Source organism: Klebsiella sp. w6, from assembly GCF_033100215.1.
Lineage (GTDB): Bacteria > Pseudomonadota > Gammaproteobacteria > Enterobacterales > Enterobacteriaceae > Klebsiella > Klebsiella variicola.
Genome location: NZ_CP136907.1, coordinates 967,184 through 986,653 on the forward strand (window position 1 = coordinate 967,184; position 19,470 = coordinate 986,653).

15 protein-coding genes are annotated in these 19,470 nt (G+C 59.3%); 9 read left to right on the forward strand and 6 right to left on the reverse strand.

Annotated features, from left to right (window positions below):
- Nucleotide 1 precedes the first annotated feature (1 nt).
- Nucleotides 2–1,225, forward strand: coding sequence for an acyl-CoA dehydrogenase family protein (locus tag R0140_RS04795; RefSeq protein WP_016161727.1), 1,224 nt, complete (start codon nucleotides 2–4; stop codon nucleotides 1,223–1,225).
- A gap of 45 nt (nucleotides 1,226–1,270) precedes the next feature.
- Here the strand turns inward: R0140_RS04795 and R0140_RS04800 are convergent, their stop codons facing one another.
- The 5 genes from R0140_RS04800 to queF form a co-directional block, all read right to left on the reverse strand.
- On the reverse strand, nucleotides 1,271–2,212 hold the full coding sequence (locus tag R0140_RS04800) for an aliphatic sulfonate ABC transporter substrate-binding protein (protein WP_002915261.1): 942 nt from the start codon (nucleotides 2,210–2,212) through the stop codon (nucleotides 1,271–1,273).
- 138 nt (nucleotides 2,213–2,350) lie between these two features.
- Nucleotides 2,351–3,718, reverse strand: coding sequence for an L-serine ammonia-lyase (locus tag R0140_RS04805; protein WP_317703951.1), 1,368 nt, complete (start codon nucleotides 3,716–3,718; stop codon nucleotides 2,351–2,353).
- 65 nt (nucleotides 3,719–3,783) lie between these two features.
- Nucleotides 3,784–5,073, reverse strand: coding sequence for an HAAAP family serine/threonine permease (locus R0140_RS04810; RefSeq protein ID WP_032731171.1), 1,290 nt, complete (start codon nucleotides 5,071–5,073; stop codon nucleotides 3,784–3,786).
- Nucleotides 5,074–5,582: 509 nt separating this feature from the next.
- Complete coding sequence (gene ppnN / locus R0140_RS04815; RefSeq protein ID WP_008806258.1) at nucleotides 5,583–6,950, reverse strand: nucleotide 5'-monophosphate nucleosidase PpnN; 1,368 nt, start codon at nucleotides 6,948–6,950, stop codon at nucleotides 5,583–5,585.
- Nucleotides 6,951–7,061: 111 nt separating this feature from the next.
- Complete coding sequence (gene queF / locus R0140_RS04820) at nucleotides 7,062–7,907, reverse strand: NADPH-dependent 7-cyano-7-deazaguanine reductase QueF (RefSeq protein WP_008806257.1); 846 nt, start codon at nucleotides 7,905–7,907, stop codon at nucleotides 7,062–7,064.
- Nucleotides 7,908–7,975: 68 nt separating this feature from the next.
- Here queF and syd point away from each other — a divergent pair, with 68 nt between their 5' ends.
- The 8 genes from syd to R0140_RS04860 all read left to right on the forward strand — a co-directional run bounded on the left by syd (nucleotide 7,976) and on the right by R0140_RS04860 (nucleotide 16,462).
- The gene (gene syd / locus R0140_RS04825) at nucleotides 7,976–8,521 is read left to right on the forward strand and encodes a SecY-interacting protein (RefSeq protein WP_008806256.1); all 546 of its coding nucleotides are present in this window, start codon (nucleotides 7,976–7,978) and stop codon (nucleotides 8,519–8,521) included.
- Between the two features lie 632 nt (nucleotides 8,522–9,153).
- A complete protein-coding gene (locus tag R0140_RS04830) occupies nucleotides 9,154–9,483 on the forward strand; it encodes a YqcC family protein (RefSeq protein ID WP_008806255.1) in 330 nt (109 codons plus the stop codon).
- Nucleotides 9,483–10,277 carry a tRNA pseudouridine(65) synthase TruC gene (truC, locus tag R0140_RS04835; RefSeq protein WP_008806254.1) on the forward strand — a complete coding sequence of 265 codons (795 nt, stop codon included), beginning with the start codon at nucleotides 9,483–9,485 and terminating at the stop codon, nucleotides 10,275–10,277. Before R0140_RS04830 ends, truC begins: the two co-directional genes overlap by 1 nt.
- A 4-nt stretch (nucleotides 10,278–10,281) precedes the next feature.
- Nucleotides 10,282–10,725, forward strand: coding sequence for a flavodoxin (locus R0140_RS04840; protein WP_008806253.1), 444 nt, complete (start codon nucleotides 10,282–10,284; stop codon nucleotides 10,723–10,725).
- Between the two features lie 471 nt (nucleotides 10,726–11,196).
- Nucleotides 11,197–12,555 (forward strand): MFS transporter, encoded by a 1,359-nt coding sequence (locus R0140_RS04845; RefSeq protein WP_008806252.1) that lies wholly within the window; start codon nucleotides 11,197–11,199, stop codon nucleotides 12,553–12,555.
- Entirely contained in the window at nucleotides 12,552–13,892 is a 1,341-nt protein-coding gene (locus R0140_RS04850) for an enolase C-terminal domain-like protein (RefSeq protein ID WP_012967325.1), read from the forward strand. The genes R0140_RS04845 and R0140_RS04850 overlap by 4 nt, the downstream gene beginning before the upstream one ends.
- Before the next feature lie 17 nt (nucleotides 13,893–13,909).
- Nucleotides 13,910–15,250: a glucarate dehydratase gene (gene gudD / locus R0140_RS04855; RefSeq protein WP_008806250.1), complete on the forward strand. Its 1,341-nt coding sequence runs from the start codon at nucleotides 13,910–13,912 to the stop codon at nucleotides 15,248–15,250.
- A 72-nt stretch (nucleotides 15,251–15,322) separates the two neighbouring features.
- Nucleotides 15,323–16,462, forward strand: a complete 1,140-nt coding sequence (locus R0140_RS04860) for a glycerate kinase (protein ID WP_008806249.1) — start codon at nucleotides 15,323–15,325, stop codon at nucleotides 16,460–16,462.
- Nucleotides 16,463–16,691: 229 nt separating this feature from the next.
- Here R0140_RS04860 and barA read toward each other — a convergent pair whose 3' ends face one another.
- Complete coding sequence (barA, locus tag R0140_RS04865; RefSeq protein ID WP_012540726.1) at nucleotides 16,692–19,442, reverse strand: two-component sensor histidine kinase BarA; 2,751 nt, start codon at nucleotides 19,440–19,442, stop codon at nucleotides 16,692–16,694.
- Nucleotides 19,443–19,470 lie beyond the last annotated feature (28 nt).

Consider the following 19,470-nt stretch of genomic DNA (forward strand, 5'->3'; position numbering starts at 1 on the left):
AATGACCCTGCTCTCCACTGGCACCGATTATGACGCGCTGGCGGCCGCCTTCCGCCCGATATTCACCCGTATCGCCCAGGGCGCTGCGGAGCGCGAACAGCAGCGCATTCTGCCCGATGAGCCGATCCGCTGGCTGAAAGAAGCGGGCTTCGGCACGCTGCGTATCCCGCGCGAGAAGGGCGGCTGGGGCGCTTCGCTGCCGCAGCTCAGCGCGCTGCTGATCGAGCTGGCGCAAGCGGACTCTAACCTGCCGCAGGCCCTGCGCGCGCACTTTGCCTTTGTGGAAGATCAGCTGAATCAGCCGGATTCCGCCGGGCGCGACCGCTGGTTTCGTCGCTTCCTCGACGGTGAGCTGGTGGGCAGCGGCTGGACGGAGATCGGCGCGGTTAAGCTGGGAGAGGTGAACACCAGAGTGACGCCGACAGAGGGCGGCTGGCGACTCGACGGCGAGAAATTTTACAGCACCGGCGCGCTGTACGCCGACTGGATCGATGTGTTTGCCCGGCGCAGTGATACCGCCGGCGATGTGATAGCCCTGGTCAGCACCCAGCAGACCGGCGTGGCGCGGGAAGATGACTGGGATGGCTTTGGCCAGCGGCTGACCGGCAGCGGGACCACCCGCTTTACCGGCGCTCGGGTGGAAACCGAACATGTCTATGATTTTGCCCAGCGCTTTCGCTATCAGACCGCCTTCTACCAGCATGTGCTGCTGGCGACCCTCGCGGGCATTGGCCTGGCGGTTGAGCGGGATGCCGCGCAGGGCGTCAAACATCGCTCCCGGATGTACAGCCACGGCAACGCCGCCGTGCCGCGCGATGACGCTCAGGTTCTGCAGGTCGTTGGGCAGATCAGCAGCTGGGCATGGGCGACCCGGGCCGCGGTCCTGCAGGCCGCGGAATCGCTGCAGCAGGCCTATGTGGCGCACGTCAGCGACGACGAAGCATTGATTGCCCGGCGTAACCAGCTGGCGGAAGTGGAAGCGGCGCAGGCGCAGGTGATCGCCAGCGACTGGATCCCGCGGGCGGCGACGGAGCTGTTTAATGCCCTCGGGGCGTCGGATACGCGAACTCGCCTGGCGCTGGATCGCCACTGGCGCAATGCGCGGACGGTCGCCTCGCATAATCCGGTGATTTATAAGGCACGTAATATCGGTAACTGGCTGGTGAACGGTGAAGCGCCCACCTTTATCTGGCAGATAGGCAATGGTGAGAAAACGGCGGGGTAAGCCTGTCGGCGACGGGAGGCGCAGTGCTTCCCGTCGTCAGGAAAATCAAGGTTTATCCAGCGACCAGGTGGCGCTGCGCACGTCGACTTTCACCGGCAGCAGGCCGATGCGCGTAAAGGTATCCGCCAGCGCCTGCTGTTCGTTATACACCGCCGGGGTCATGCGTTCGGCACCGTAGGGCAGGCGGGCCAGGGTCTTCAGCCAGATGGCTTTATCCAGTCCGGTTGAGGTCGACAGCAGCCCGGCGGCCTCGTCCTGATGGCTGTTCGCCCACGCGCTGAGTTTACCCAGTTCATCCACCACCTGCTTTGCTGTCTCCGGGTAGGTATCTGCAAACTTGCGGCTGGCGAGATAGAAGGTGTAGTGCGGCACCAGCCCCTCGGCATTGCGGATCTGTCGGGCTTTCGCGTTGGTTTCCACTTCTGCGAGGAACGGATCCCAGATCACCCACGCATCAATCGCCCCGCGCTGGAAAGCGGCGCGGGCATCCGCCGGCGGCAGATAGACCGGGGTGATGTCTTTATAGCTGAGGCCCGCTTTTTCCAGTGCGGCAACCAGCAGGTAGTTGACGTCAGACCCCTTGTTCAACCCCACGCGCTTGCCCTTCAGGTCGGCCACGCTGTGGATTGCCGACTGTTCAGGCACCACAATCGCTTCCGTTTTCGGGTTAGCGGGGGAATGGGCAAGGTAGACCAGATCGGCTTGCGCCGCCTGGGCAAAGGCCGGAGGCGCATCGCCGGTCGCGGCCAGATCGATACTACCGACGTTCAGCCCCTCCAGCATTTGCGGTCCGGCGGGGAATTCGACCCAGCGTACGGCAATACCCTGTTTTTTCAGGCTCTCATCCAGCGTGCCGCGATACTTCAGCAGCGCGAAGATATTCGCCTTTTGATAGCCGATGTTGACGGTTTCCGGCGCTTTGGCCAGCGCGGAGGTAGAGAGGGCGGCGAGGACCAGCAGCCAGGCGGGGCGGAATCGGTTGGACATTGTCTGTTCTCCTTAGCGGTTTTGCGTAAGGTAACAAACAGCGCTTATAACCATTAAATAACTAAAATTTTATTGATATAACAAAAAGAGTTGTTCAGGACGATGACCCGACACGCCGACGCGTGCCGGGTCTGAGGATTAATCGCAGGCGACGATCTTCATCGCCAGGCCACCGCGAGAGGTTTCCCGGTACTTGGCGTTCATGTCTTTACCGGTTTCGTACATGGTCTCGATCACTTTATCGAGGCAGACGCGCGGCTCGCTGGTCCGGCGCAGCGCCATTCGCGCGGCGTTGACCGCTTTCACGGCGGCGATAGCGTTGCGTTCGATGCACGGTACCTGCACCTGGCCGGCAACCGGGTCGCAGGTCAGGCCGAGGTTATGCTCCATGGCGATCTCTGCCGCGATGCACACCTGACCCGGGCTACCGCCCAGCAGTTCCGCCAGACCGGCCGCCGCCATCGAGCAGGCGACGCCCACTTCACCCTGACAGCCGACTTCGGCGCCGGAGATTGACGCGTTCATCTTATACAGCGAACCAATCGCGCTGGCGACCAGCATATAGCGGGCCAGAGAGTTGCTGTTCACCTTGCGGATAAACTTGTCATAGTAGGCCAGCACCGCCGGCACGATACCGCAGGCGCCGTTGGTTGGCGCGGTAACGACCCGGCCACCGGCGGCGTTCTCTTCGTTCACCGCCAGGGCGAACATATTGATCCAGTCGACCACCGCCATCGGATCGCTGTTGGTGGTGTCCTGACTCACCAGCATGCGGCGCAGCGCGGCGGCCCGGCGCGGCACGCGCAGTTCGCCCGGCAGAACGCCTTCGGTGGTGATGCCGCGTTCGATACCGGCGCTCATCACTTCCCATACCGCGGCAAAGTGTTGCTCCAGCGCTTCTTTGCTGTGCAGCGCCAGTTCGTTCTGCATCATCAGCCCAGAGAGCGACAGCCCGGTTTCACGGCAGTGACGCTGCAGGTCGGCGGCGTTTTTATAAGGGTAAGGAACCGCAACCGGCGCATCGGCGATCTGGCCGAAGTGCGCTTCGTCGACGATAAAGCCGCCGCCGATAGAGTAATACGTCTGGCTGTAGATCACCTTGTCACCGGCCAGGGCGGTAATGCGCATGCCGTTCTCATGCAGCGACAGGTTGTCGGCATGGAAATTCATGCACTGATCGACCGGGAAGTCCACTTCGTGCTGACCGTTGGCCAGCATCAGGCGGCCATGGGTGTTAACGTCCTGAATAAAGCCCGGAATGGCGTCGATGTCGACGGTGTCCGGCAGGTTGCCGGCGAGTCCCATGATAATCGCGATGTCGGTATGGTGGCCTTTACCGGTCAGGGAGAGGGAGCCATAGACGTCGACGACGACTTTGCTGACGTCGGCCAGCAGGCCGCGTGCGATCAGATCGTCAGTGAATTGTTTGCCCGCTTTCATCGGTCCAACGGTATGGGAGCTGGAAGGGCCAATGCCGATTTTAAAGATATCGAATACGCTGATCATATGTATTCCCGTGCTGTCGGAAAGCGCGCCGCCGTTAAGCGGCGCGGGGGGAGGTATTGACTGAATTAGCTGAACAGCGAGTAGAAGATCGCGGAGATGGCAATCAGACCCATAATCACCACGAAGACGTTGCTGATATGGCCGCTGTATTTACGCATCGCCGGCACTTTCTGAATCGCGTACATCGGCATCAGGAACAGGATCATCGCGATAATCGGGCCGCCAAGGGTCTCGATCATCCCGAGGATGCTCGGGTTCAGCGTCGCCACAATCCAGGTGGTCACCAGCATGAACAGCGCGGTCAGCTTGTTCAGTTTGTTGACTTCGATAGATTTGCCTTTACTGCGCAGGGATTTAATCACCATGCCGTTAAAGCCTTCGCGGGCGCCCAGATAGTGGCCGAGGAAGGATTTGGTGATGGCGATCATCGCGATGATCGGTGCCATCCAGGCGATAACCGGCGCGTTAAAGTGGTTTGCCAGGTAAGACAGAATCGAGATGTTCTGCTCTTTCGCCGCCGCCAGGTCCGCCGGAGAGAGGCTCAGGACGCAGCTGAATACGAAGAACATCACGGTCAGCACCATCATAATGTGAGCGCGTGCCAGGATGCTGGAGCATTTCTTCTCGGCGCCTGCGCCGTACTCTTCACGCTTGGCCACCGCGAAGGAGGAGATGATCGGCGAGTGGTTGAAGGAGAAGACCATCACCGGGATCGCCAGCCACAGGGTCATCAGCAGGCCATTGCCGGTTGCGGAGGCGCTGCTCAGGGAGAGCGTCTCCAGCGCCGCGCCGTTCCACTGCGGGATCAGGTACAGCGCCAGAATCATCAGGGCGATAACGAACGGGAACACCAGGATGCTCATCGCTTTCACAATCATCTGCTCACCGAAACGCACGATGGTCATCATGCCGACGATCAGGATCAGCGACAGAATGGCGCGCGGCGGCGGCGTCATGTGCAGCTGGTGCGACATGAAGGTTTCGACGGTGTTAGTGATCGCCACGCTGTACACCAGCAGGATCGGGTAGATAGCGAAGAAGTAGAGCAGGGTAATCAGCTTCCCTGCGCCTACGCCGAAGTGTTCTTCCACCACTTCGGTGATGTCTTCGCCCGGGTTTTTCCCGGAGAGGACGAAGCGAGTCATACCGCGGTGAGCGAAGAAGGTCATCGGGAAGGCCAGAATCGCCATGATAATCAGGGGGATCATGCCGCCGACGCCGGCGTTGATCGGCAGGAACAAGACGCCCGCGCCGATCGCTGTACCGTACAGGCCCAGCATCCACATGGTGTCGGTTTTACGCCATCCGCTGCGGGTTTCGCCCGAAACGATGGTGCTGGTTTGAGTGGTTTCCATCTGTATCTCCTGGAGGAATCAACAAAATCTAATGAACAAATACAATTGCGTAACATGAAATTCGTTTAATTACGGTTTTTTTAGAAATTTTCTCCGTAATAATTGGGCCGGAAAGATACATTTATATGGTTTATGCATCAGTGATCGCGATCTCAAATGCAATAATCCACTTTCAATGTGCGTATTTTTAGTCCAACAGCCTGTTTCTGGTGATCAGCCAGCGATTTGTGGCGCGCAGGCTACCATTTGCAGCATATGAGATAAAAGCGGAGCGGCGTAATAACGAGGGATTTACTGTAAAAAAGAGATGTAGTCGACGTTTTTGCGCTTAAAACCATTTTTTGCAGTGATAATTGTCGCAGTTTTTACCAACGCAAACGATTGGCTATGTAGAAATGATTCAGGTGACTGAATAATAACAGAAAGGTTTTTAGCGCGTTCTGGAAGTCAGAGGAAGAGAGCCCGCCGGGGGCAGGCTGCAGAAGATACCCCGGCGGGAGAGTGAGAAATCAGGCGATGATTTCGTAGCAAGGAATATAGGCGGTGCCGCCCGGCAGTTTCATACGATGCTGGGCGACGAAGCCCTGCAGCAGATCGTCCATCCGGCGCATCATCTCCGGATCGCCATGCAGCTTGTAAGGACCGTACTGCTCAATGGCCTGGATGCCCACCTCTTTGACGTTACCCGCGACAATCCCGGAGAAGGCGCGACGCAGGTCGGCGGCCAGCACTTCCACCGGTTGGTCCGGGGAGAGCTTGAGATTGGCCATGTTTTCATGGGTCGGATCAAACGGCATCTGCAGGTCCGGCGAGATGCGAATCGACCAGTTGAAGCTGTAGGCGTCATCGGTCTCGCGACGGCTCTCTTTCACCAGCGGCATCGCTTTTTTCATCTGCCGCGCCACTTCCGCCGGATCGTCGATGATGATCCGATAGTGACGACGGGCGGACTCGCCCAGAGTATGGGTGATAAACTCGTCCAGCACGCGGAAGTAGTCGGCGCTCTCTTTCGGTCCGGTGAGGATCAGCGGCAGCACCTGCGCTTTGTTCTCCGGATGCATCAGAATACCCAGCAGATAGAGCAGCTCTTCGGCAGTGCCGACGCCGCCCGGGAAGATAATGATCCCGTGGGCGATGCGCACGAAGGCTTCCAGACGCTTTTCGATATCCGGCATGATGATCAGTTCGTTGACCAGCGGGTTCGGCGGTTCTGCGGCAATGATGGACGGTTCGGTCATGCCGATAAAGCGGCTGTCTTTGTAGCGCTGCTGCGCGTGGCCGACGGCGGCGCCTTTCATCGGGGCCTCCATTGCGCCAGGCCCGCAGCCGGTGCAGATGTTCAGTTCGCGCAGTCCCAACTGCGTACCGACGCGGCGGGCGTAGAGATATTCGTTTTCATTAATGGAGTGACCGCCCCAGCAGACGATCATGTTCGGTGCTTCGCCGACGTGCAGCGCGCGGGCGTTGCGCAGGATCGAAAACACCAGGTTGGTGATATGGACCGAACTTTCCAGATCGAGGTTCGGGAAGCGAACGGTATTGTGGATCTGGCCGTAAACGAACAGGATATCGCGCAGCACGGCGAACAGGTTGGCCTGCAGGGAACGGATAATACGCCCGTCAACGAAAGCCTCTTCCGGCGGGTTGATCAGTTCCAGCTTCACGCCACGTTCGCGACGCAGCACGTTAATATCGAAGTTTTCAAAACGGGAGAGCAGCTCCTTGCTGTTATCGGTCAGGCTCCCCGAGTTGAGCACAGCAAGCGAGCAGTTGCGAAAGAGTTGATACAGGTCACTGCTGGCGGTGCGCTTAAGCATATCCACTTCCAGCTGCGACAGCATATCCATTGAACCAAGCGGGCTAACATGTGTAATCAAGTGAACTCCTTACAGGACGCTTATGGTCTTCCTGTGATTACAATAGCCCTGCGAGCGGCGTTTCCACAACCTTGCGCGCGCCTAAACGCACGCATATTGTGAAATTATTTATTATTGTCGGGCGAGGCGGCCAGTGGCGGGGGAAAAGTCGCCGTTGCTGCGCCAGGGGTTGATATCCAGACCGCCGCGTCGCGTATAGCGGGCGTAAACGGAAAGCGATTCCGGCTGGCAGAAACGGAGAATATCGTTAAAGATGCGCTCGACGCACTGCTCATGGAATTCGTTATGATGGCGGAATGAGACCAGATAGCGCAGGAGCTGCTCGCGGTCGATTTTCGCCCCCCGATACTGGATCTGTACCGAGCCCCAGTCCGGCTGGTGGGTGATCAGGCAGTTGGATTTCAGCAGATGGCTGACCAGCGTCTCTTCCACGATTTTGCCGCTGGCGGCGCCCTGCAGATAGTCGGTGCTGAACTGATAGTTATCGATCTCGATATCCTGATCGTCGATGCAGGCGCCGTGCAGGTGGGCAATCGGCTGGCCTTCCAGTTCATCCAGCCGATACAGCGCCACCTTGACCTCGCCCTGCGCGCAGGCGCTCAGATCGCGGGTCAGCGTCTCTGCAACGTCCTGCCAGCTGGCGAAACGCGTCTGGTTAAAGCTGTTGAGATAGAGCTTAAAGCTTTTTGACTCCACCAGATTGACGCTGGTGTCGGGGAGTTCGACGTGGCCGACGGCCACCTGCGGCAGGCCTTTGCCGTTCAGCCAGGAGAGTTCGTACAGCGTCCAGATATCGGCGCCGTGGAACGGCAGGTTATCGGCATGCAGGCCCAGCGGATCGCGGTTAAGGCTGCGCGGGACGCCCTGCAGCAGCGAGGCGTCATAAGTATCGCGGTAATCGGTTGATTTACCGAGCGTCAGGCCGGCCAGCGCCTGATGATTATCGTAAGAAGACATGTTTCACCATAGTAAAGCGGGTACACTATCTCTCCAGTGTATCCTGTCTAACGTGAAGAGAGAAACCGGTGGACCATCAGACCGCAGAAGCGCTGCGCGCTTTTACCCAACGTTACTGCGCCGCCTGGCAGCAACAGCGCAACAGCCTGCCGCGCAGTGAAGAGCTTTACGGCGTTCCGTCGCCTTGCGTCGTTGATACCCAGGGCGAGGCCGTATTCTGGCAGCCGCAGCCGTTTTCGCTGGCGCAAAATATCAGCGCGGTTGAACGCGCCCTGGATATTGTGGTACAACAGCCGCTTCATTCTTATTATACCACTCAGTTTGCCGGCGACATGACCGGCCGGTTTGCCGACGAAACGCTGACGCTGCTGCAGACCTGGAGTGAAGAGGATTTCCAGCGGGTGCAGGAAAACTTAATCGGGCACCTGGTGGTACAGAAGCGCTTGAAGCTGGCGCCGACGCTGTTTATCGCCACCCTCGAGAGTGAACGGGATGTGATTTCCGTCTGTAATCTCAGCGGCGAGGTGATCAAAGAGACCCTCGGCACCGCCAAACGCATCACGCTTTCCCCCTCGCTTGCGAGTTTCCTCAGCCACCTTGAGCCGGTTCTGTAATCCAGTCTACTTGGTCGTTTGTGAGAGATCTCTTACAAAACCTGTAAGAGATCGTCATCATTTAAGGCAAATTTAATCCCTTCTTTTTTTTATAAGTCATTGGTATCAAATCAGATCTTAATTTTTTCGTCCTTTTGAGTGGGGACTAATCTTAAGAGATTGTCTCAAGAAGGGTTGTAAGACGAGGCAGAATCAGTGATCCTATGTCTGTCGACAGGAAGTCGCGAAATGAAGCGAACATCAGGATGATGGCGCTTCTGCAGGACCCGCCAGGATGGCGTTGCAAGGACAGGCTTCAGGATGAAGCAAGGATAACGCAGGAACGCGTAATGGACACCTCCAGGATGGAGAACGAGAGCCGCTCAGGATGAACGGTGGATCAGGAAGATCGGGACAAACTTAAGGATAAGTCATTTCGCATCGGGGTGGTGTGAAAGCAGGATGCGCGAGTTTATGGATGAACATTGGTCAGGAGACCTCAGGAAAAGTTTTCAAGGACGAGCAGGGAGCACTAATGTAGCGGGAATGCTGCAAAACGAACCGGGAGCACTGTTTATACAGTGCTCCCTTTTTTTATTTCTTCTGCGGATTTGCTATCCTGCGCCCGGTTTTTAACTCATCGAGGTTTCCCCATGACTCTTCACGATAGCGTGCGCGATCGCCTGCGCGCCATTGAAGCCCTGCTGCGCGAAACAGAGCACTGGCAGGCGACGGCGCCGGACAGCAGCGCCTTCGCCAGCGATAAGCCGTTTTGCCTGGATACCCTGGAGCCGCTGGAGTGGCTGCAGTGGGTCCTGATCCCGCGTATGCACCAGCTGCTGGAGAGCGGTCAGCCGCTGCCGCAAAATTTTGCCGTTGCGCCTTATTACGAGATGGCTCTGGATCAGGCCCACCCGGTCCGCGAATCCATGCTGGCGGAACTTCTGCTGTTAGACGCGCTGTTTGCCGGTGAGCAGGCCTGATGCTGGAGATTATCTACCAGGACGACTGGCTGGTGGCGGTCAATAAACCCTCGGGCTGGCTGGTGCATCGCAGCTGGCTCGATCGCGACGAGAAAGTGGTGGTGATGCAGACCGTGCGCGACCAGATTGGCCAGCACGTTTTTACCGCTCATCGTCTCGACCGGCCCACCTCCGGCGTCCTGCTGATGGGGCTGTCGAGCGAGGCGGGCCGCCTGCTGGCGCAGCAATTTGAACAGCATCAGATCCAGAAGCGCTACCATGCGATCGTCCGCGGCTGGCTGATGGACGAAGCGCTGCTGGATTACCCGCTGGTGGAAGAGCTGGATAAAATCGCCGATAAATTTGCTCGTGAGGACAAAGATCCGCAGCCGGCGGTGACCCACTACCGCGGCCTGGCGACGGTGGAGATGCCGGTGGCAACCGGGCGTTATCCCACCACGCGCTACGGGCTGGTGGAACTGGAGCCGAAAACCGGCCGCAAGCACCAGCTGCGCCGCCATCTTGCTCATCTGCGTCATCCGATCCTTGGCGACAGCAAGCACGGCGATCTGCGGCAAAACCGCAGCGCCGCAGAACATTTCGGCTGTCACCGCCTGATGCTGCACGCCAGCGAGCTGTCGTTAACCCATCCGTTTACCGGCGAGCCTCTGACCCTGCGCGCTGGTTTTGACGAGGTCTGGATGCGCGCCCTGTCGCAGTTTGGCTGGCGCGGGCTTCTCCCGCTAAATGAAAGGGTTGAGTTTGCCGACGACTGCGGTCAGGATGAAGGGAATAAGGTCAATCCAGGGAGATAATAGCATGGCGGAAGTCGGAATTTTTGTCGGCACCATGTACGGCAACTCGCTGCTGGTCGCGGAAGAAGCGGAAGCGATCCTCAGCGGACTGGGACACAAGGCAACCGTGTACGAGGATCCGCAGGTCAACGACTGGGAATCCTATACGGGTAAATATGTGCTGGTGGTCACCTCCACCACCGGGCAGGGCGATCTGCCGGACAGCATTGTTCCGCTGTATGAGGGGATGAAAGATATGTATCAGCCCCATCTGCGCTACGGCATTATCGCGCTCGGCGACAGCACCTATGCTAACTTTTGCGGCGGCGGGCTGAAGTTCGACCAGCTACTGCAGGAGCAGGGCGCGAAGCGCATCGGCGAGATGCTGAAGATTGACGCTAGCGAAGACCCGGAGCCGGAGAGCGTCTCCAATCCGTGGGTTGAGCAGTGGGCCACCCTGCTCGAATAAAAGCGCTGCCCTCTCCCTACGCAGAGGGCGCTCTTTCAATACGTCGCGGCCAGATACGCGGACGTCAAAATGGTAGCGCGTTCCTGGCGCCACGCCTTTAGGCAAACGCCACAATATCCTTAGCAATATCATGGCTTAAGCCAGCCAGTTTCACCGGGTCAAGTGAGGTATTTCACACTCCGGCCCTTTTTGCTGTGCTTTGCGGCTCCAGCGGCGCTGGTTTTTCATTTCCGTGAACTTCCCCCCATTCTTTCAGGCATCCGCCACAAACCACCTGCAATAGCGGCGTAAAAGCTGTGTAGATGCACGGTGAGCCGCGGTGTGCCTCTTCATATACTGCTCCAGCCAGTGATAAATGCAGTGCCAGATATAACGACAACTATCAAAACACGACCACGTCATTCTGATTACCCTACAGGTTGTGCTGTTCAGAATGAACGTAGCTAAACGCTATGATTCAGGAGTACAACAATGAGTTCATTAAGTCAGGCGGCGACGGCGGCTGAAAAGCGCACCAACGCCCGCTACTGGATAGTGGTGATGCTGTTTATCGTCACTTCTTTTAACTATGGTGACCGGGCGACGCTGTCGATCGCCGGTTCAGAAATGGCCAAAGATATCGGCCTCGATCCTGTTGGCATGGGGTATGTGTTCTCCGCCTTCTCATGGGCGTATGTCATCGGCCAGATCCCGGGCGGCTGGCTGCTTGACCGCTTCGGTTCGAAGCGCGTCTATTTCTGGTCGATCTTCATCTGGTCGATGTTTACCCTGCTGCAGGGCTTCGTCGATATCTTCAGCGGCTTTGGCATTATCATCGCGCTGTTCACTCTGCGTTTCCTCGTCGGCCTTGCCGAGTCGCCGTCATTCCCGGGCAACAGCCGTATCGTCGCCGCCTGGTTCCCGGCGCAGGAGAGGGGGACGGCGGTATCGATTTTTAACTCCGCCCAGTACTTTGCCACCGTTATCTTCGCGCCGATCATGGGCTGGCTGACGCATGAGGTGGGTTGGTCGCACGTGTTCTTCTTTATGGGCGGCCTGGGGATTGTGATCAGCTTTGTGTGGCTGAAAGTGATCCACGATCCGAACAACCATCCGGGCGTGAACCAGAAAGAGCTGGACTATATCGCCGAAGGCGGGGCGCTGATCAACATGGATCAGAAGAGCAGCGCGCAGAAAGTGCCGTTTAGCGTCAAAATGGGACAGATCAGACAGCTGATCGGATCGCGGATGATGATCGGCATCTATATCGGTCAGTATTGCATCAACGCCTTAACCTACTTCTTTATCACCTGGTTCCCGGTTTATCTGGTGCAGGCGCGCGGCATGTCGATCCTCAAAGCCGGCTTTGTCGCCTCCGTTCCGGCGGTGTGCGGCTTTGTCGGCGGGGTGCTGGGCGGGGTGATTTCCGACTGGTTAATGCGCCGCACCGGCTCGCTGAATATCGCGCGCAAAACGCCGATCGTGCTGGGGATGCTGCTCTCCATGACCATGCTGATGTGTAACTATGTCAACGTGGAGTGGATGGTGATCGGCTTTATGGCAATGGCCTTCTTCGGCAAAGGGATCGGGGCGCTCGGCTGGGCGGTGATGGCGGATACCGCGCCGAAAGAAATTAGCGGTCTCTCCGGCGGCCTGTTCAACATGTTCGGCAATATCTCCGGTATCGTCACTCCCATCGCCATCGGCTATATCGTTGGCACCACCGGCTCGTTCAACGGCGCGCTGATCTACGTCGGCATCCATGCCCTGGTGGCGGTGCTGAGCTACCTGGTGCTGGTGGGCGATATCAAACGCATCGAACTGAAACCTGTGGTGGGGCGCTCATCATGACTACCCAATCCAGCCCGATTATCACAGAGATGAAGGTCATTCCGGTGGCCGGGCACGACAGCATGCTGCTGAACATCGGCGGGGCGCACAACGCCTGGTTTACCCGCAATATCGTGGTATTGACCGATAACGCCGGCCACACCGGCGTTGGCGAAGCGCCCGGCGGGGAGGTCATCTACCAGACGCTGCTGGCGGCGATCCCGCAGGTGGTGGGCCAGGAGGTCGCCCGACTCAATCGCGTAGTGCAGCAGGTGCACAAAGGCAATCAGGCGGCGGATTTCGATACCTTCGGCAAAGGGGCGTGGACCTTCGAACTGAAGGTTAACGCGGTGGCGGCGCTGGAAGCGGCGCTGCTCGACCTGCTCGGCCAGGTGCTGAAGGTGCCGGTCTGCGAGCTGCTGGGGCCGGGTAAGCAGCGTGATGCCGTCACCGTGCTGGGCTACCTGTTCTATATTGGCGATCGGCAGAAAACCGACCTTGGCTATCTGGACCATACGCCGGGCGATCATGAATGGTACCGCCTGCGCCATCAGCAGGCGTTGAGCAGCGAGGCGGTAGTGCGTCTGGCGGAAGCCGCCCAGGATCGCTACGGTTTCAAAGACTTTAAGCTGAAGGGCGGCGTGCTGCCCGGCGAGCAGGAGATCGACACCGCGCGGGCGCTGAAAAAGCGTTTTCCGGAGGCGCGCATCACCGTCGACCCGAACGGCGCCTGGCTGCTGGATGAGGCCATCGCGCTGTGCAAAGGGCTGCAGGATGTCCTGACTTATGCCGAAGATCCGTGCGGTGCCGAGCAAGGTTTCTCCGGCCGGGAGGTGATGGCCGAGTTCCGTCGTGCCACCGGGCTGCCGGTCGCCACCAATATGATCGCCACCAACTGGCGTGAAATGGGCCATGCGGTGATGCTCAATGCCGTCGACATCCCGCTGGCGGACCCGCATTTCTGGACGCTCTCCGGCGCGGTACGGGTGGCGCAACTGTGTGACGACTGGGGGCTCACCTGGGGCTGCCATTCCAACAACCACTTTGATATTTCCCTGGCGATGTTTACCCACGTCGGCGCCGCCGCGCCGGGCAACCCCACCGCCATTGACACCCACTGGATCTGGCAGGAGGGCGACGCGCGCCTGACCAAAAATCCGCTGCAGATTATTCACGGCAAGATTGCCGTGCCAGACGCGCCGGGACTCGGCGTGGAACTTGACTGGGAGCAGGTGCGCAAAGCCCATGAGGCCTATAAAGCGCTGCCGGGCGGCGCGCGCAACGACGCAGGCCCGATGCAGTACCTGATCCCCGGCTGGACATTCGACCGCAAACGTCCCGTTTTCGGCCGCCACTAATTAAAAAGGATGATGCTATGACGACTTTCACTTCAACGCCCGTTGTTACGACCATGCAGGTGATCCCGGTTGCCGGCCATGACAGCATGCTGATGAACCTGAGCGGCGCGCACGCCCCGTACTTCACCCGCAATATTGTGATTATCAAAGATAACGCCGGGCATACCGGCGTCGGCGAAATCCCCGGCGGCGAAAAAATCCGCCAGACCCTGGAAGATGCCGCGCCGCTGGTGGTAGGCAAAACGCTGGGCGAGTACAAGAATGTGCTGGGCGCGGTGCGCAATCAGTTTGCCGACCGCGACGCCGGGGGCCGCGGCCTGCAGACCTTCGACCTGCGTACCACCATTCACGTGGTAACCGGGATTGAAGCGGCGCTGCTGGACCTGCTGGGCCAGCACCTTGGCGTCAATGTCGCTTCTCTGCTTGGCGATGGCCAGCAGCGCAGCGAAGTCGAAATGCTGGGCTATCTGTTTTTTGTCGGCAACCGCCACGCCACGCCGCTGGCCTATCAGAGCCAGCCGGATGAGCAGTGCGAATGGTATCGCCTGCGCCATGAAGAGGCGATGACGCCGGATGCGGTGGTCCGCCTGGCGGAAGCGGCGTATGAAAAATATGGCTTCAACGACTTTAAGCTGAAGGGCGGCGTGCTGGCCGGTTTTGAAGAAGCTGAGGCGATCAGCGCCCTGGCGAAACGCTTCCCGAATGCCCGCGTCACTCTCGACCCGAACGGCGCCTGGCTGCTGGAGGAAGCCATCCAGATTGGTAAACAGCTGAAGGGCGTGCTGGCCTATGCGGAAGACCCATGCGGCGCCGAACAAGGTTTCTCTGGCCGCGAAGTGATGGCCGAGTTCCGCCGCGCGACGGGCCTGCCGACCGCGACCAATATGATCGCCACCGACTGGCGACAGATGGGCCATACCTTGTCCCTGCAGTCGGTGGATATCCCGCTGGCGGACCCGCACTTCTGGACCATGCAGGGGTCGGTGCGTGTGGCGCAGATGTGCCATGAGTTCGGCCTGACCTGGGGATCGCACTCCAATAACCACTTCGACGTGTCGCTGGCGATGTTCACCCATGTCGCGGCAGCGGCGCCGGGCAAAATCACCGCGATTGATACCCACTGGATTTGGCAGGAGGGCAACCAGCGTCTGACCAAACAACCTTTTGAAATCAAAGGCGGTATGGTGCAGGTACCGAGTACCCCGGGCCTGGGGGTTGAGCTGGATATGGACCGCGTGATGCAGGCAAATGAGCTATATAAGAAACATGGTCTTGGCGCCCGCGACGATGCGATGGCGATGCAGTATCTGATCCCGGGCTGGACCTTTGACAACAAGCGTCCATGCATGGTGCGCTAAATGGCCGCCGGCCTCTGCGGGGGCCGGCATTGCGCGACAGCGCCAGGGGTTGGCTCAGAGTAAGGACAGCACATGAAAATAGTGATCGCACCGGATTCCTGGAAGGAGAGTCTGAGCGCGCTGGAAGTGGCCACGGCGATAGAGCAAGGCTTTCGCGAGATTTATCCTGACGCGGAGTACGTCAAGCTGCCGGTTGCCGACGGTGGTGAAGGGACGGTGGAAGCCATGGTGGCGGCGACTGGCGGGCATCAGGTTCCGCTGACGGTCACCGGGCCGCTGGGTGAACCGGTTGAGGCATTTTATGGGCTGTCCGGCGATCGCCAGTGCGCCTTTATCGAAATGGCGGCAGCCAGCGGGCTGGAGAGCGTCCCGCCGGCGCAGCGTAATCCGCTGCTAACCACCTCCTGGGGGACCGGGGAGCTGATCCGCCACGCGCTGGACGCCGGCGTGCGACAGATCATTATTGGCATTGGCGGCAGTGCGACCAATGACGGCGGCGCCGGGATGGCGCAGGCGCTGGGGGCGAAACTGTTGACCGCCGACGGCCAGCAAATCGCCTCCGGGGGCGGCGCGCTGGAGACGCTGGCGCGTATCGACCTTAGCGAACTCGATCCGCGGCTGGCAGATTGCCGGATTGAGGTTGCCTGCGACGTCACCAACCCGCTAACCGGCCCGCAGGGGGCCAGCGCGGTGTTTGGCCCGCAAAAAGGGGCGACGACGCAGATGATCGACCGCCTCGACAGCGGCCTGCTGCACTATGCCCGGATAATCGCCCGTGATTTAGATATCGATGTGCTGAGCCTGGAAGGCGGTGGCGCGGCGGGCGGCATGGGGGCGGCGCTGTATGCGTTTTGTGGCGCAACGCTGCGCCCGGGCATTGAGATCGTCACCGATGCGCTGCAGCTGGCGACGCGGGTGGCGGATGCCGATTTAGTGATCACCGGCGAAGGGCGTATCGATAGCCAGACGATCCACGGCAAGGTGCCGGTGGGGGTAGCTAAGGTGGCGAAGCGTTTTAACGTCCCGGTGATTGGGATTGCCGGCAGCCTTACCGCCGATGTCGGGGTGGTGCATCAGCACGGGCTGGATGCGGTATTCAGCGTGTTATATACCATCTGTACCCTGGATGAAGCGCTGGCCAATGCCGCCGCCAACCTGCGGATGACGGCGCGTAACGTCGCCGCGGTTTTGCAGATGGGCGATAAGCGGTAACCCGGTTGGCGCAGTGGTATTTGTAGCCCGGATAAGGTGCGTAGCACCGCGATCCGGGAACCATCCCCGGTGGCGCTTACGCTTACCGGGGCTACCAATCGGGTACTGGACCGTAACACTGCGATCCGGGAACCGTCCCCGGTGGCGCTTACGCTTACCGGGGCTACCAACCGAATACCGGACCGTAGGGCGTAGCCTGGATGAGGCGCGTAGCGCCGCTATCCGGGGTTTACACGCCCATCCGGCACGCTTCGCGGGCCACATTATCCATCTCGTCTAACAGCTCGAGCAGCTCCGGCTCCAGGTCCTCGGCGGCGGTACCCGACCGCAGCTGGCTCTCCAGGGTGTGGCACAGCTTTTTCAACCGCGGCACGCCGCTGTAGCTGCAGCTGCCGTGCAGCTTGTGGATCAGATCCACCAGCCCTTCCGGCTGCTCGCCCACCAGCTGCTCTTCCACTTTATTACGCACCTCCGGCATAAAGGCGATCAGCATCTGCAGCATCTCCCGCGCCAGATCCGGTTTCATGGCGGCCTGACGCAGCGCCAGCTGCCAGTCAAGCGTCAGGTTATGGTCGATGACCGGCTCTGCGGGCGGTAGCGCCGCCGGAGCGACGCTGAGCAGGCCGGGCTGATAGCGCAGCAGCAGAGCGTGCAGTTTCTCTTCTTCGATTGGCTTCGCCAGATAATCGTTCATGCCGGCGCTCAACAGCTTCTCCCGCTGGCCCTCCAGGGCGTGCGCGGTGACCGCAATCACCGGGGTTTGCTGATGATGCGACAGATGATGAATCAGCTCGCAGGCGCGGATACCGTCCATATCCGGCATCTGAATATCCATCAGGATCAGATCCATCTGCAGCCGCTTGGCCTGGTCCACGGCCTGCTGGCCGCTGTCGCAGAGGATCACCTGCTGCACAAGGTCGTCCAGCAGGGCGCCAATCAGCTTCAGGTTAGCCGGATTGTCGTCGACGGCCATCACGGTCATCGGCAGCTTATGGCTGTCGGTTTGCGTCAACGGCGCGGAAGCCGGCGCATGATTGGTGGCCACCAGCGCCGGCAGCAGGCGGGTGGTAGTGAGCGGTTTCAACAGGCAGGCAGCGACGCCGTCGCGCTTCAGGGCTTCGGCGCTGACCTGGGCATGACATGGCAGAGCAAGCAGCACGTTGTCAGACATCGCGCAGGCTTTGACTAATTTTTCCCGATGCGGCGACAAATCGCGCATTGAGACCGGGATGCCGACCAGCAGAATGTCGTACTGCGCTTCCGCCAGCGAGGAGAAGGTAGGGCTGTAGATCACCTCCAGCGGCGTGGCGGCCAGCATCTCCAGCGTACATTGCGCCGCCGTCGCGTTGGCTTCCACATAGGCCAGACGTTTGCCCGTCAGCCCGTCGGTGTTCAGCATATCCGGAATGGCGTTCGGGTTGAGATCAAGGCTGATATGGAACCAGAAGGTGGAGCCGCGGTTCGGCTGACTGTGGAACGAAATATCGCCGCCCATCTCTTTGACCAGACGCTGGGTGATCACCAGCCCAAGCCCGGTGCCGCCGTGCCGGCGTGAAATGCTGGCATCGGCCTGACGGAAGGCCTGGAACAGTCGGGACTGGTCGCGCTCGGGGATGCCGATGCCGGTATCGTGGATCTGAATTTCGATCTGTACCCGCGAGTTGCTGATGGCCCGCTGCTCCACCAGCACGTCGATATTGCCGTGCTCGGTGAATTTAATCGCATTGCCCACGAGGTTGGTCACAATCTGCTGCAGACGGAGCGGGTCGCCAATGACGTTATCCGGCACATTGTTCTTAATGTTCAGCGTCAGCTCCAGCCCTTTATCGTGCGCGGAATGCGCCAGCAGGGTGACCACTTCATCAAGCGAGGTGCGCAGCAGGAACGGAATACTCTCCAGAATCAGCTTCCCGGCTTCCAGCTTGGAAAAGTCGAGCACGTCATTGATGATCGCCAGCAGATTATTGGCCGAACGTTCGATGGTGGTCAGGTGGTCGCGCTGCGTGGCGTTGAGATCGGTTTTCAGCGTCAGGCGGGTAAAGCCGATCACCCCATTGAGCGGGGTGCGCAGTTCGTGGGACATATTGGCCAGGAACTCAGACTTAATGCGCGCCGCCTCCTGGGCGCGCTTTTTCGCCAGGTCCAGCTCAACGTTCTGGATCTCCATCTGCTCAAGGGTTTCCCGCAGATCGGAGGTCGCCTGGTCGACGTTGTGCTGCATCTCCTCATGGTAGGCCGCCAGCGACATGGCCATCGAGTTAATGCCGTTTTTCAACATATCCAGTTCGCCGAGCATAAAACCCTCGACCCGGCTGTCCAGCTGTCCGCGGCGGATGCGGTCGACGGTGTTGACCATATTGCGGATAGGCCCGGTGACGTCGCGCATCAGGCGCCAGCCGAAGATTAGCGCGATGCCAATGCAGAACAGCATCATCACACTGGAGATGAAAATCTCTTTGTACTGCTGGAGGCGGACTGATTTCAGATCCAGCTCCAGCGCGACGTAGCCCAGCATATTGCCCGGCATTTTGGCGTCAGATTCGGGGGACTCATCGGGCGAATAGCTTTCCGAGACGATCGGCGTGCGCAGGATCATGATGTCGCCGTCGCGGATGACGCTGAGATGGCGGGGAAATGCCTCGCCTTTCGGGATCTGCAGTTCGCTGGGGTTGAGCTGGTAATTGGAGGTGACAAACAGCCGGTTATGCGAATCGTATACCGAGATGGCCCGCACGATCTCCGAATGACGCCGATGCAGGACGCTGATCAGCTGGCCGATGGATTCGCGGTTTTGCAAATTCATCCCATATTCGCTGGAGACCGCCAGCGGCTCAATAATGCTGGCGCCGGCGTCCTCCAGCTGGCGTTGCAGGTCGTTATAACGATGAGCGACAAAGAAAATACTGAGCAACAGCCCAATCAGGACGGTTGGCGCCAGTATCAGAATCATCATGCGAGCACGCAGGCTGTAGTTGGTCATGCGGTTCCATTATGGGAGAATATAGACA